Origin of the sequence: Mucilaginibacter lappiensis (assembly GCF_900155965.1) — a bacterium.
GTDB lineage: Bacteria > Bacteroidota > Bacteroidia > Sphingobacteriales > Sphingobacteriaceae > Mucilaginibacter > Mucilaginibacter lappiensis.
Window position 1 is genome coordinate 244,613 of the sequence record NZ_FTMG01000004.1, and the last position, 16,397, is coordinate 261,009.

Consider the following 16,397-nt stretch of genomic DNA (forward strand, 5'->3'; position numbering starts at 1 on the left):
TTATTCGTTCCTTAAACTTTTAACAGGATTTACCAACGCCGCCTTTAATGCCTTGTATCCTACGGTGATCCATGCGATAAGAACCGAAGATATAATAGCCAGTGCAAATACCCAGACACTTAATGATATCCGGTAAGCAAAGTTTTGCAACCAGCCGGTCATCAGGTACCAGGCTGTTGGCATAGCAATAACAAATGAAATGGCTATCAGCACCATAAATTCCTTGGAAAACAAATAAATAATACTGCTTACCGATGCCCCCAATACTTTACGGATACCAACCTCTTTGGTACGCTGTACCGCCATAAATGATACCAGGCCATATAAACCCAGACAAGATATAAAAATGGCTATACCGGCAAATATTTTGTAAACCAGCGCCATCTGATTTTCCTGCTTATAAAAGTCAGCAATATTTTGATCCAGGAAATATCCGTTATATGCGTATTCGGGATAAGTTGTCTCCCACGTTTTTTGTAATTGCGCAACTGTTCTATTCAGATTTGTTGTTTTGATCTTAATGGCTACCTGCGATTCATAAGTTTTCTGGGCCGATATAACAATAGGTTTTACGGTTTCGCGAAGAGAATTAGTTTTAAAATCTTTAACCACACCGCTAATGGGCAAAAGAGGCCCTTTTCCTAAGCGTACAGTTTTACCTATAGCTTCCATGGCGTTTTGAATACCAAGCTTGTGAATAAAGGTTTCATTAACTACTACCTGCCTTGCGGTATCACTTACGTCATATTCCTTACCCGCAGCAAAACGTAATTCATAAGTTTTGAAATAGTCGGCATCGCCATATTTTAAAAATGTGCTAAAGCCTGGGTCTTTAATGGAATGATTAAAATAAAAATTAGTGGCCGAATTATTTTCAGATGATGGAGCATCTGATGAAAAACTTACCGATTGTACTTGTGCATTTTGCAATAACTGTTGTTTAAAGGAATCCATCCTGCGTAGGCTCAGACTATCTGTATAGCCTGGTATAACCAATACAGCGTTTTTATTAAAACCAAGATCGGCTTTGTTTACAAAATCCATCTGGCTTACCGCTACAATGGTGCCTATAATAAGCAATTGAGAAATGGCAAACTGCCCTACTACCAGGGCCCTGCGTAAAGGAATACCACCGATGGATGCCGCAGTGATCTTGTTTTTCAAAGCCAACACCGGTTTAAAGCCTGATACGATTAAAGCCGGGTATATACCTGACAGCAGGATCACACCAATCATTACTATTACCGAAAATACAATGTTATCGATGGTAAACAATCCAACACTCTCAGGTACGCTGGCTATATGCTTTAGATAAGGCATAGCCAGTTTTGCTACAATGAGCGCCAACAAGACCGATCCAATTACAATTAAAGTGGTTTCTCCTATAATTTGTATAATTAGTTGTTTCCTGGTGCTTCCCAATACCTTACGGATACCTACTTCTTTTGATCGACCTACTGATTGTGCAGTAGATAGATTTATAAAGTTAATGGAGGCCATAATGATAATCAATACTGCAATAAATGATAATGTACGTAAGGTGGCTATACTCATGATATGATCGCCAGTAGTATTACCAAAACGCGTATCAAAATGTAACATCGATAATGGTTGTGCGAAAATAAGCTTGTGTTTGGTACCAGTTTCATAATGCTTTTTGGTAAAAGATATGAGCTGGTTGTCTATGTTATTTAGGGAGGTATTAGGAAATAACATAAATACCTGGTGGTTACTGCTGATAGAACCCCAGTCATTATCATAGCCATAATCTTTTGGATATTGTTTCCAGGTGATGTAAGACACCATTATTTTAAATGGGAAATCTGTATTATCCGGTTGATCTTCGGTAACACCTGCTATTTTAAGGTCAATCAGATTGTCCAATTTCAGGGTTTTACCTATGATGTTAGTCCAATTGCCAAAATATTTAACAGCCGTACTTTTGCTGATAACTACCGTATTGGGTTCGGTTAAAACAGAGGGGGCGCCGGCAATCCATTTAAAACTGAAAATATCAAAAAACTGAGGCTCGATAAACGTTACCCCAATGCTTTCTGTGAATTTTTTATCTCCACTACGTTTACCTGAGCTTATATCTGGTACAGTAATCTGGCTACCATAGCTGGTGTTTAATGCAGCTACCTTTGCCTGCGGAAAATCAACCCGTAAAGCATCTGTGGCTGGAGCGGGCAATCCCGGAGTGTATCTAAATCCATCTTCGTGAATTTGTTTAATTACAATATGGTAAATGTTTTTAAAATTGGGTTGGCTCGTATCAAAACTCATCTCATAGCGGATGATAATGAATATCAGCAAACAGGCAGAAACGCCTAAAGTTAACCCCGCTATATTAATAGCCGAGTACCCTTTATGACGAATTATGTTTCTCCAGGCTATTTTAAAATAGTTTTTCAGCATTTTTTGTAGTTTAATCTATATTAATGATTAAAACATATACCAAAATACTAAATATCTGATTGTTAGTAAGTTAAATATTGATTTAAGAACAAAGTGTACGTAAGTGTAACAACACGTGTACGGTTATGATACAGTGTTACTTAGGTAAGTTATCATAACACTTTTCAATATATCCTACTCATCCCGTAAACTATTTATCGGATTTGCTATAGCTGCTTTTATGGATTGGAAACTTACTGTGATAAATGCTATAAATAAGGTAAGTATGGCAGTAACTACAAATACCCACCATTGCATATCAATGCGATAGGCAAAGTTCTCCAGGTATTTGCTCATCATGAGCCATGCTACTGGTGAAGCTATGACCACCGCAATAAATACCAATTTCAAAAAATCAACCGAAAGTAAAGCTGTGACATGTGTAACTGATGCGCCAAGAACCTTACGGATACCTATCTCTTTGGTACGTTGCAAGGTTAAAAGAGAGATAAGTCCCAAAAGTCCTAAACAGCTTATAAAAATGGCTATGGCCGCACTCGATTTGATTAGTTTATTGAGCAGGTCTTCCTTTTTATAAAAATCTGTTATCTGTTCATCCAGAAAATGATATTCAAAAACATTGTCAGGGTAAACTGCCTGCCATTCTTTTTTTATATGGGCTAAAATTGCCGACGGATCATTTGAGCTGATTTTAACCCCTATGTTTTGATAAGAACTTCTGAACGTGGTAATATATTCGGGTTCAACAGCCGTGTACAAAGATTTAGAATTGAAATCCTTAACCACTCCAACAATGATACCTGGATTATCAGAAAGATCGCCAGCCGCCAACCGATGTCCGATAATTTGTTGCAGATCCTTAATACCTAATTTTTGAATAAGTTTTTCATTTACCAGGTATTCTTTAGCGGTATCACCTTCCGCCAGATTTCGCCCGGCAACTAATCGTAATCCAAATGTTTCCACATACCCTGCATCTCCCATAATTGTTCTGCCTACAAACTTTTCCCAAGGCCGGCTATCATATTTTATACTTCCGCCCTTATCGGCAGTTGATGCAGGTGCCTGATAGCAAAACGTTACATTATTTATGCCTGGGTAAGCTAATAACCTGTTACGCAAAAAATCAGTCTTACTTTTGGCGTTATCAGGAACAGGCAACATCAATACCGCGCTTTTGTTAAATCCAATATCTGCAGTTTTTAAATATCTTACCTGCAAAGTGATCAGTATGGTACTAATGATCAATACCTGTGCAATAACATTTTGAACCACGATCAAACCTTTACGTGCTAACCCGGCTGATTTGGCATTTTGACCAAGCTGGTTTTTAAGGGCATTTACCGGTTTAAAACGGCTTAACAACATAGCCGGATAAAAACCAGCAGCCATGATAATAAACACCAACAACACAAGCACAAATACAGCCAGCTTAAAGTCATTAATAAGGTTAAGTGTTAAACAGGTTGCTAACCAGTTATTAATTACAGGCAATGTTACCCATACCCAGAGCACTGATAATAAGGCCCCAAAGAAGGTAATACTGGCAGTTTCGGCCATAAACTGGAAAAATATAGCCGATGGGGTACTACCTAAAACTTTGCGTGTGCCTATTTCTTTTGCCCGTTTAAAACTTTGGGCAGTAGCCATATTTATAAAGTTAACGCAGGCAATTACAATTAATAACAAACCTATCAGCGCAAGTGTAACCAATAATGACCGTTCAATAACTCCACTGTAACGGCCATCAAAATGAACCTCGCTTAAGGGCTGCAATTTAAAATGAAAAGCTTTGGCTCTGTCGCCCAAGTCATTCACAGTCATTTTTCTGATCATGGTTTCCACACTTTTGGGCGAAACATGATCAGGTAATAGAAAATACATGGCCGTGGTAGTATTAACCCATCCCCAATCATTCTGTAAAGGTTCGGCAACATCCGGATAAATGTTTTTCAAAGTCGATAGCGACAAAAACATATCGGCTTTTATATCCGTATTCGCCGGATGGTCTTTTATTACACCGGTTACTTTAAAATTATTTTTATTATCGATCCTAATAACCCTGCCGATGACATCTTGATTGTTAAAATATTTCTGAGCCAGGGTATGACTTAATACAACGGTATTGGGTTCACTCAGTGCTATATTTTTATTACCCTGTTCCCATTCATAATCAAATAGGTCAAAAAAGTGATTATCCGTTATGGCCACATTTTCATGTTCGGCAAATAATTTGACAATTGTATTTCCCGGCTGGGTTAGGGCGACTGTTGTATTGTGAATCCGTAAAACCGCAGCAGCCTCTTTAATTTGAGCGATGTTTGTCTTCGCCTTGAGCATAGCTAAAGGCGAACCTTGTTCAAACAAAACACTGCCATCGTCTAAATGTAATTCTGTAACTACCTTATAAAGCTGTTTGGCATCGTGATGATAAGTATCAAAACTCAGGTGGTACGTTATAAACTGAAATAAAATAAGGCTACAACCTATCCCTAATGATAAGCCGAATATATTGATCAGGGTATAAAACTTATGTTTCTGAAGGTTACGCCAGGCAATTTTAAAGTAATTACGTATCATACCAAATTGTTTATACGATGATAACTAAAATGCCTTAACTAAGTAGTTAAATAGTGTTAAAGTTTAAAACAGCCCTAGTCCGTAACTACTCAAGCCACATTATTCGCTCCTCAAACTTTTAACCGGGTTGGTAATTGCTGCCTTAACCGTTTGGAAGCTCAAAGTGCACAAAGCAGCCAGCAGCATACCGGCGCCGCTCAATACAAATATCCACCAACTGATGGTTGTGCGATCGGCAAAGCTTTCCATCCATTTATGCATGGCATACCAGGCCAGGGGCGTAACCAAAGCAAAAGCCAGTACAATAAGTATGATCAGCTCAGTTGATAGCAGAGTAACAATTTGAGTTACCGAGGCACCCAGAACTTTACGTACCCCTATTTCTTTGGTACGCAAATTAGTGGTGTACATGGCTAAACCAAGCAAACCGAGGCAACTGATGAATACCGACAATCCGGTGGCCCAGGTCAATAAAGTTGACGTGTGTTGCTCCGCATCATAGAATTTGGCAATATTTTCATCAAAAAAATGATATTCAAAATCATCTTCAGGATAAATCTCTTTCCATGCCGATTCCATTGCCGAAATTGCTTTTTTCCAATCATTACCACCAGCCGATTGTGGTTTTAATGCGATATGAAATGTGCCGTTATTATAACGCTCTTTACTGGTTAAAATAGCCAAAGGCCTAATCGGCGAATGCAGGGATTCATGATAAAAATCTGCAACCACTCCAATGATTTCCATTTTGGTATCGCCATTGAAATTATCTATTAGTTTACCTACTGCATCTTTAGGATTTTTAAATCCAAATATTTTTGCACAAGTAGTATTAATTAAGAAACCTCGGGAGGTATCCGCTAATCGTAGATTACGGCCAGCAAGTAGTTTGATCTTATATACATTAATGTAATTTTCGTCGCCATATTTTTCTTCCAGATTTATTTTGATATCCTTTTTCCCGTCTTTATAAGTAGCTTCTGTTGAATTACTTGAACTAGAAGATGGGGCATCCTTACCCACGGCTATCATCTCAATCTGAGGTATCGCTTTTAGTTTGTTCATAAATACCTGGTTACGACTAGCTGTACGGTTTTTCCAGGGGGAGTTAATTACTATAATAGCATCTTTTTTAAAACCCAGATCCTTATGTAGTGCGTAATATATTTGTTTGCTGACCAGTATCGTCGCCATGATGAAAAACTGGGCTATAACAAACTGTAAAACTGTTAATGATTTACGCAACATCGCATTACGTGTTTTATTACTATTAGCAGCTGTTTGATTTTTAAGTACCAATGCAGGTTTATATCCTGATAATAAGACAGCCGGATAAAACCCAGATAAAAGGCTCACCATAATTGTTAATAAGAATAGAAAAATTATCAAATCCGGATGTCCTAATATATCTACCTTAATACCTTCCGGAATAAAATCAGCAAACAACTTTAGTATAACAGGAGCCATAGCTACGGAAACAATTACAGCAATTAAGGTTATTAAAAATGTTTCACTTAAAAACTGGATAATAAGTTGTACGCGACTACTACCCATTGTTTTACGGATACCTATTTCTTTAGCTCTTTGTGTAGCCTGAGCGGTGGTTAAATTGACAAAGTTGATGCAGCCTAATAACAACAGGAACAAGGCAATCACCAGTAAACCATACAATGTAGTTTTGTTCGCACTACGACTGGCACCGGTATCAAAAGTTCCGTATATTCCGTTAAAGTGTAAATCGCTTAGTGGCTGTAGTGTGAAATTTCGGGTATTGCCTTTATCTGATGGTTTGGGTGGATTGTTTTTCTTTAACAACTCATTTAATTGTTTTTCGATGTGGGCAACAGTAATGTTAGGTGATAACTTGATAAAAAGTTGAGAAGCAGATGTTGTCCCTCCCCAGTTTTTTGGTCTTATTTCATTCAGAAGGGCCTTATTGGAATTTATGGAAGCATGAGATATAAAATCATGAAAAGTAAAATCGTTATTGCCTTTTAAGGGTTCTACAATACCACTAACTGTTGTGGTTAAAGTATCATAAGTAACCGTACGTCCCAACATTTGATTATAAGAAAGTGAGGGAAAGTATTTTTTAGCTTGATCTGTAGTCAATACAACCTGGTTAGGCTCATTTAATGCGGTTTTAGCAGAACCAGCTCTCCAACTATAATTAAACAAGTTAAAATAATGGCTATCAGCAAGAACTACATTGTCCTGAATCTTAAATTTAACCGGGACACCCGATTTTGAGGGAATAAGTACATTGGGTTGATTGAGGGTGAAAAAAGGTGCCGAAATAGCTACTCCACTTACAGATTTCATTGCTTCGGGCAAAGCTCCGGTAACGCCCCTGTTATGGGCCTCCTGGCCAGAAAATGTGTAATTAGAAACTATACGATATATCCTGTCCCCATCTGTAAAAGATTGATTAAAGGTGAAATCAAAATGTACGATCAAATAAATGACCAATGCCGAACTTATACCAATGGATAACCCGATGATATTGATCAGCGTAAACAGTTTATGCTTACTAAAGTTGCGCAAGGCAATCTTAAAATAATTTTTGATCATAATGATATATATTTAAAAATCTAATTTCTAAACAGCCTTAAGCTTTCTGTATTTAGCTTCTTATTCGCTGCGTAAACTCTTTACCGGGTTGGCTGTAGCTGCTTTGATAGATTGAAAACTAATAGTTACAAAAGCGATTACTATCGCAATAACACCGGCCATTACAAATACCCACCATTGTATACTGATACGGAAAGCAAAATCGAGCAGCCATTTACTCATGGTATACCAGGCGATTGGTAAAGCAATCACCGAAGCTATGAGTACCAGTTTTAAAAAGTCTTTAGATAGTTCTGTTACAATCTGAGGGATACTTGCTCCAAGCACCTTACGTACCCCTATCTCTTTAATGCGCTGGCTAATGGTAAACGCCGAAAGACCAAAAAGTCCGAGACATGCTATAAATATGGCAATGAAAGAAAATATGGTGAACAAGTGGCCTTGTTGCTGTTCGCTGTCATATAGCTTTTGAAACCTTTCGTCCAGAAACGTATATTCAAATGGCGTTTCTGGCTGTAATTTCTGCCAGGCTTGCTGAATTGTATTTATAGATGAGTTTATATTATTGCCTGCAATTTTTATGGATAATCTGTCATAATTTTCGCCGCCTGAATTATTGTGGCCTGGCATACGGAATAACAAAGGAATTATACTTTGATGCATCGACTCAAAATGAAAATCGCTAACTACCCCAATCACTTTACCCCTTACTCCGCCATATGCTAGATCTTTTCCTACGGCATTTTCAGAGGTTTTCCAGCCAAGAACTTTTGCAGCAGCAGTGTTGATAACATAGTTATTGCTATCGGTACCAAAATCACGCGAAAAATTGCGCCCAGCAGCCATCTTCATACCAAAAGTAGGAATAAAGCCATAATCTGTATTTACATATTTGACATCTGCCTTAACCGGTTGTGATTTACTCCCTTCAAAAACTGATATATCCCGATCATCCAATAATCTGCCAGACGGAATGCGTGATGAACGGCCCATCTCTTTAACACCCGCATTTTTAGTTACTTCATTTTTAAACGTTTCGAATTGGCTATTGCTGAATGGGTTACTCATTGTGATAACATGCTCCTTATCAAAGCCCAGCGACTTTTGTTGGATATAACTCAATTGTTGAAATACAATAGTAGTAGCAACTATAAGCACGATAGAAACAGAAAACTGCACCACCACTAAAACCTTACGAAATGATATACTACCTGTACCTATTTTTAATATCCCTTTCAATACTTTAACAGGTTTAAATGACGACATGAACAGGGCAGGATAAATTCCACTTAGGATACCTATAAAGAATGGCAATATTAATATGGTCAGTAATAAACCTGGCTGATACAAACTGCTGAAGTTCAATCCCAGGTTTGATAATCCATTAATAAACGGTATTAATAACCAGGTAAGTACTAATGCTAATATCAATGAAAAGAAAGTGATCAATACCGACTCACTTAAAAACTGCGTAATTATTTCTTTCCGCTGGGCCCCTATAACTTTACGGATACCGATCTCTCGCGCCCTTAATGCCGAACGCGCGGTCGACAGGTTCATATAATTGATACAGGCTATCAGCAGGATAAATAAGGCTATTGCCGAAAATATATAAACCCGCTTAATATCGCCATTGGCTTCTATTTCAGAATCCAGGTGCGAATGCAGATGTATATCCAATAACTTTTGAATATGCAACTTACTGTTTTGTGACTCCCGAAAATTTCCTGGTTGTCCGGGGAAATGAACATATTTATCTAAAAAGGCCGGAAATAATGATTCCATATGCTCTACATTGTAATTGGGTGGTAAAAGCATATACGTATAAAAATCATTGTTGCCCCAATTGGTATGTAGTTGTTTATCGCCATACAACGTACTATCCTTTAAAGTAATGAACGATAAAAGCATTTCCGGGTGAAGGTGCGCATTAGCCGGGAAAGGCTTATAAATACCAGTTACCTTAAAGTTAAACCGGTTACCCAGTCTGATCTCCTTATTCATAGGGTCCTCGTTGCCAAAATATTTACGGGCCATGTCTTCGGTCATCATTACCGTGAAAGGATCAGAAAGAGCGGTTTTATGATCACCCTCAATGGTTTTTACGGTGAAAACATCAACAAAATTTTCATCAGCAAAGTAAGATCCATTTTCATTAAGTAATTTATCCTTATAACGCATGGAAATGACACCGTTCCCCCGTAACCGGGTTATTTTCTTGATGTCGGGAAATTCATTTTTTAATAACGGGGCGAATGGTGGTGCTATTGACCCCAGGAAAAGCGTTTGAACACCATCTACGGTGTTAAAGCTCCTGGTTACCCGGTAAACATCCCTGGCATTGGTATTATATTTATCGTAGCTCAGTTCATTTACAATATATATGAGGATAAGCATACAACAGGTTAAGCCGATGGTTAAGCCAAAAATATTGATGAACGAAATAAATTTATGTCGTGTGATATTGCGTACTGCGCTTCTTAAATAATTCTTTAACATGCCTGTAAATCTTAAATTATAAAACTTGATGTCCTCATCTCAACCTCCCTCTGCTTAAGTGATTAAAACATGTACCAATTATATAAATTACTAATAAAGAGGCGATTATGCAGAATTTAATATTTAAACTGTTCGCAGGCGTAACAGTAGGTGTCCGGTTATGATACAGTAAAGAAAAACAAAAAAGCCTGTTGGATTAATTTTCCAACAGGCTTTTTCATATGATTAATAGTTAATCAGTTAACATTCAGATTAACCCGGCCATTCCCTCTTACTTCCACCAATGAACCGCCGCCATTGAGTTTGCCCCTTACTCTATCTTTTTCTTTAGTTCCATCAAAATTTCCCGTAAAATTGGTTTCTACCTTTTCACCCCGAAGGTCCAAGTCAACACCTTGTTTTGATGGCAGATCCAAATCAATATGACCGGAACTTACATCTATCTTAACATACTTACCCACGCTGTTAAACTGCGCATGAAAACTACCCGCGCTGGTTGAGGCCTCGAGTGCGCATGACAATTGAGTAAGGTTGATACTGCCACCGCTGGTACCGGTGATCAGCTCGCCATTAATACTATTACCATGAATGCTGCCGCCACTTGTTGTTGCATCAATATTACCCTGTAATCCTTCTAATTGTAACGAACCTCCGGATGTTTCTAACCTGATGTGTCCAATGCAATTAATCGCAGCGATGCTTCCGCCACTTGTTGACAGATCAATATCCTGACCAGAATTGCTTACATGAACACTGCCACCTGAAGTTCTGCCATGTATGGTACCGGTTAATCTGTCCATATGCAGGCTTCCTCCACTGGTCTGAAAATCTTGTTTACCGGTTAAATTATCCAGATTAATACTACCGCCGCTGGTATTCAAATCCGTAGTTACCTGTTTAGGCACAAATACTTTAAATGATATATTAAGAGAGTTATTCCAGTTAAACAAGCCTTTACTCTTAGCTTTTGCTATAGCTTGTACTTCGCCATTATTAACGGATACATCTAATGTATAATTCTCTAAAAGCTTTTTTATTTCATCGTTCGAGATATCATGATAACCATTAGTTCCGCTGATATAAACCTCAACCCGGGGCTCTTCGCCACTTCCGCCGGTAACAGCAATGCTACCACCCGATGTTTTGACAACAACCGATCTGATTGCGGAGCCTGATAATGATTTAGTCATATAAGGGGTTTGCCCACTACGCTGAGCAAAGGCTACACAACTTTGACCGGCTACAAATAACAACAGTAAATATTTTTTCATGGTTTTTTGTTTAGTTCAGCTATAAGACCAACTTTTATAGATTTTGGTTGCACCCAGTCTAAAATATATCAAATTCAATAACCGGTTTCAAATTTAGTACAATTCAAAACCTGTTAACCTTATTCGCTCTTTAAACTTTTTACCGGGTTGGCCAATGCCGATTTGATAGATTGAAAACTGATGGTTAAAAAGGCTATCAAAATAGCTCCTGCACCGGCCAATAATACTATCCACCATTGAAAGTTAACTCGGTAAGCAAAACCCTGTAACCATTTATGCATAAAGAACCAGGCCAATGGAGATGAGATTATTATAGATATGAATACCAGTTTAATAAAATCTTTGGTGAGCATGGTTACAATAACGGCAACATCAGCTCCCAACACTTTACGTATACCAATCTCTTTAGTACGTTGCTCGGCGGCATAAGCGGCTAAACCAAACAGGCCTAAGCAAGCAATGGCTATAGCGAGCGAAGTAAAAACCACAAATATTTTTCCAACACGCTCTTCGGAACGATAGGTAGCTTCAAAGTCCTGATCCATAAAGGAGTAGACGAAATGTTGATTAGGTACCAGCGATTTCCATTTGTTTTCTATCTGCGCCAGCAATGTTGATACATTTTGCGCATGCACCCGTATGCTTAAAGCTCCGCGGTCTTCTTCAAGAAACAAAGTAACAGGTGAAATATTATCCCGTAACGAGCTGAAATTAAAGTCCTTAATAACGCCTATGATATTGAATTTCCTGATGTTTTTACCCGAACTATCCATTGGACGGTAAATCGACTTATTTAAGGGTGAAGTAAGTCCCAATAAACGGGCAGCGGTTTCATTGATAATCATGGATGAAGAATCGGTAAGCAGCTGTTCTGAAAAATTGCGACCGCTGATCAGTTTGATACCCAGTGTATTGATATAATCCTCATCGACCGACCATATTTGTGGTAAAATACCTCTCTTTTGGTCGAGGGTGGGATCCTGGAACAAGGCAGAGGTATTCCGGTCATCAGCAGTTGGCAAATATCCGCTCATAGTGGCGTTAACTACTCCTGGAAGTTGTTTAATCTCCTGCTTGAAAATTTTTGCTTGATTACCCAACGCACCCGTGTTTTTTACAATGAGCACCTGATTTCGATCATACCCCAGGTTTTTATGCTGAATATAGTTAAGCTGATTATAAATAACCAAGGTGCCAATGATCAGGATAATAGATATGGAGAATTGGAAAACTACCAGGAAGCTACGGAGCCTGCCTCCTTTAAAACCCGTTGCCAGCTTCCCTTTAAGAACATCAACAGGTTGAAATGCCGATAGGAAAAATGCCGGATAGAAACCAGCTAAACAGCCTATACCTAACGATATGGTGACGATGACCGGCAATAACCAAATAAATGATTGTGAAGTTATAGCCAACTCCTTATTAGCCATTTGATTAAAGAAAGGCAGCATAAGCCATGCTAACACCACGGCTATAAGAGTAGATAAAAATGTTACTAAAACAGATTCGGTTAAAAACTGGGCCACTAATGAGCTACGTGCAGAACCTAACACTTTACGCACCCCAACCTCACGCGCCCGGTTTGAGGAGCGTGCTGTAGAAAGGTTCATAAAATTGACACAAGCTATAAGCAGGATAAATAGCGCAATTGCTGAAAGTATATATACATACTGAATACTGCCATTCCGCCCCAGCTCACCTATCCGGTCGGAGTGTAAATGAATATCGCTAAGCGGCGTTAAATTCAGTCTGAAATAATTACCTGCTTTCTCAAATTCATCCATGGTTAAATGTACCATGCTTTGTAACTCGGTATTGACATGCCTGCGTAGTAAAGCCGGAAGCTGAGCATTCAATTTTTTATAATCGGCACCTGGTTTTAATAATACATAGGTGTTAAAATTATTGCTTAACCAGGTTGTTTGCCTGCTTTCGGGAAATGAAGACATGGAAAGGAAAAAATCATAATTGAAGTGCGATTGTTTAGGAATATCCTTAATAACCCCGGTAATTTTATAGTTGTCTTTATCGTTAAATAACAGTGTTTTACCTACTACATTGGTGCTGTTAAAATATTTTTTAGCTGTGCTCTCTGTAATTACCACACTATTGGGCTCTACCAGGGCCGTTGCCGGGTTCCCGTTAATCATAGGCAGGGTAAAAATGTCAAACAAACCAGGATCGCTATAGATCATCATATTTTCCTGGATGTTTTCATTATCTTTTTTTACGCGCACCCCTCCTCTTGCTTGCATGCGTACCGTATTCTCTACATCCGGAAATTCAGCTTTTAAAACCTGTGCTAAAGGAGCCATGGTTTGGGCATATATGGAATTATTGCCGCCAAATTTCAGTTCAAAATTCACACGTACTATGCGGTCGGCTTTTTTGTTGAACTGATCGTAACTCAGTTCGTCGATCACATAAAAAACAATCAGCAGGCAAGTGGCTAAACCAACAGACAGGCCCAGGATATTAATAGCCGTGAAGCCTATGTTTTTTCGCAGACCGCGAAGAGCGGTTTTGATGTAATTTTTTAACATGATTTTTAATTTTTGAATACTCTATACTAAAATTCACCCCACGCTTCTAAAACTCACCATCTACACCACATACAACTCAGAATTCATCTACCCCTATTCGCTTCTTAAACTTTTTACCGGATTTGCCAAAGCAGCTTTTAAAGACTTAAAGCTGATAGTAAACAGGGCTATCAAAAAGGTTAAAACTGCCGCTAAAACAAATATCCACCAGTGTAATGTGGTACGGTAAGCAAAATTTTGCAGCCATTTATTCATACAATAGTATCCAATTGGCATAGCAATAACCGTGGCCAGCAAAACAGGCTTCAACATATCTTTTGACAACAGCAGCAAAATATTGGTTACAGATGATCCAAGCACCTTGCGCACACCTATTTCTTTAGTACGTTTGGCTGCCGTAAATGAAGCTAAACCAAATAACCCCAGGCAGGCAATAAAAATGGCTAAGCCAGAGAATATACTCAACATGGCTTGTTGCCTGATATCATTTTTATAAGTGGTATTAAATTGCTGATCCAGGAAGCTATATTCAAAAGGATAAACCGGCGCTACTTTGGCATATATTTCTTTAATGCTGGCCAGTGCGGCTGGTATATTTCCGGGTTTTAATTTGATCACTGCCACCCTGCGATCATCGTTGGGTGCAATCACCAACGCATCCATATTTTCTTTAAGTGATAAAAAGTTAAAATCCTCTACAACACCAACTATGGTACGGGGTTTATCGTCGCGCCCATTATTCCTTATCCATTTGCCCAAAGCTTGTTGTGGTGTGTAACCCAACTCTTTAGCCGCGGTGCGGTTAAGCAGCACGGCATTAGTGGTATCCGTAGCAAATTGTGTCGAAAAATCCCGACCGGCTATGATCTTTAAGCCCAGGGTTTTTACATATTCAAAATCGGCAAACTCAGTTCTCGACCTAAATACATCATGCTGACCTTCGGCAGTGAAAGTATGCGTATCAAAAAAGCCTCCCGGCTGACCTGACATGAGAGATACTGATGATACAACACCTGAGTTTTGAAGCTCGTCTTTAAACTGGCGCCGATGGTCATAAATATCATTATTGTCAATGCTTACAATAACGGTTTGTGCTTTATCATAACCCAATGATTTACTTTTGATATAATGCATCTGGTTCATGATAACAATGGTACCGATGATGAGTAAAACAGAGATGCTAAACTGTAACACCACTAATGATTGCCTCAGCAAGGTCCCCCCTTTGCCCAATCTTAATTTTCCTTTTAACGCCTCGATTGGTGAGAATGCAGAGAGAAAAAACGCCGGATAACTGCCTGCTAAAAGACCGACTATCAATATCACCCCTACCAGGAATAAATAAATAGGCGGCTCATTCCATGCAACAGACAGTTTATAACCTAATAACTGATTATACCATGGCATTAACATGAGCAGTAAACCAACAGAAATAGCGCATGAAATTAGTGCCAATAAAAGTGATTCTCCAATAAACTGTATAATTAAATGGTTACGTAATGCACCCATTACTTTGCGCATACCAACTTCTTTTGAGCGTTCCACCGCGCGTATAGTTGATAGGTTCATGAAATTGATGCAAGCAATAAGCATGATGAGTACGGCAATAGATATAAATATGAATACCACAGTTTTATCACCGTGTCTTACATTATCAAATGATGAGGCATCTTCAAAATAAATACCTTTTAAAGGGGTGAGTTTCAAATCGAACTTAGCGCCAAAACGCTGCATATCCTTGCTCATGTACTTATCCATAAACTGGGTGAAATGACTTTCGAGCGCCGATTGTGTACTATGCTCGTTTAGCAAAAGATAAACAAACAATCCGTTATTGATCCAGACATTAAAGCCTGCGTCTTTGGTATAATTAGCTATAGGAAAAACAATATCAAAGTCAAGATGCGAATTTGAAGGTACGTCTTTTGCAATGCCGGTAACCTTCAATTGCAGGGTTTTATCTATTTGAATTACCTTGCCCATGGCGTTTTCTGTGCTGCCAAAATATTTTTTGGCTGTAGTTTCGGTAAGTACTACACTATTGGGGTTTTCCAATGCTGTAGTTGCATCTCCCTTGATAAGCGGAAACGAGAATAATTTAAAAAAGCCTGGGTCTGTTGCGTATACCTTCTGTTCGTTAAATGCTTTTTCACCAAATGAAACCAAATTGTTTTGTGGCCTTACCCGTACTGCCATTTTGATATCCTGCGGATAATCATTCAATAAAGCAGGCGCGTAAGGCCCTGAAAGATAAGCCGTACGAGGTTTCGCCGGATCGAAGCCCCGCATCACCCTATAAATATTTTTACCTTGTTTATGGAAACTGTCTACACTAAACTCATTGGTAATGTACAGGAATATCATCAGGCAAACGGTAATGCCCATGGTGAGCCCGAGGATATGTATAAGCGAAAATGTTTTATTCTTATAAAGATTTCGCCAGGCTATTTTGATGAAGTTTTTAAGCATGATATTTTAAATTCTAAAATCTAATTGTCGAACTTTAAATTATTTA

At 38.6% G+C, this 16,397-nt stretch carries 7 protein-coding genes; all 7 read right to left on the bottom strand.

The features are described 5' to 3' along the window. The gene (locus tag BW976_RS10620; protein WP_076373226.1) at positions 1–2,418 is read right to left on the bottom strand and encodes an ABC transporter permease; all 2,418 of its coding nucleotides are present in this window, start codon (positions 2,416–2,418) and stop codon (positions 1–3) included. A gap of 174 nt (positions 2,419–2,592) precedes the next feature. Then, the gene (locus BW976_RS10625; protein WP_076373228.1) at positions 2,593–4,998 is read right to left on the bottom strand and encodes an ABC transporter permease; all 2,406 of its coding nucleotides are present in this window, start codon (positions 4,996–4,998) and stop codon (positions 2,593–2,595) included. Between the two features lie 99 nt (positions 4,999–5,097). After that, positions 5,098–7,569, bottom strand: coding sequence for an ABC transporter permease (locus tag BW976_RS10630; RefSeq protein ID WP_076373230.1), 2,472 nt, complete (start codon positions 7,567–7,569; stop codon positions 5,098–5,100). A 60-nt stretch (positions 7,570–7,629) separates the two neighbouring features. Beyond that, positions 7,630–10,068 carry an ABC transporter permease gene (locus BW976_RS10635; RefSeq protein WP_076373232.1) on the bottom strand — a complete coding sequence of 813 codons (2,439 nt, stop codon included), beginning with the start codon at positions 10,066–10,068 and terminating at the stop codon, positions 7,630–7,632. Positions 10,069–10,304: 236 nt separating this feature from the next. Then, positions 10,305–11,339 carry a DUF4097 family beta strand repeat-containing protein gene (locus BW976_RS10640; protein ID WP_076373234.1) on the bottom strand — a complete coding sequence of 345 codons (1,035 nt, stop codon included), beginning with the start codon at positions 11,337–11,339 and terminating at the stop codon, positions 10,305–10,307. A 119-nt stretch (positions 11,340–11,458) separates the two neighbouring features. Next, on the bottom strand, positions 11,459–13,882 hold the full coding sequence (locus BW976_RS10645; RefSeq protein WP_076373236.1) for an ABC transporter permease: 2,424 nt from the start codon (positions 13,880–13,882) through the stop codon (positions 11,459–11,461). 93 nt (positions 13,883–13,975) lie between these two features. Next, positions 13,976–16,351: an ABC transporter permease gene (locus BW976_RS10650; RefSeq protein WP_076373238.1), complete on the bottom strand. Its 2,376-nt coding sequence runs from the start codon at positions 16,349–16,351 to the stop codon at positions 13,976–13,978. Positions 16,352–16,397 lie beyond the last annotated feature (46 nt).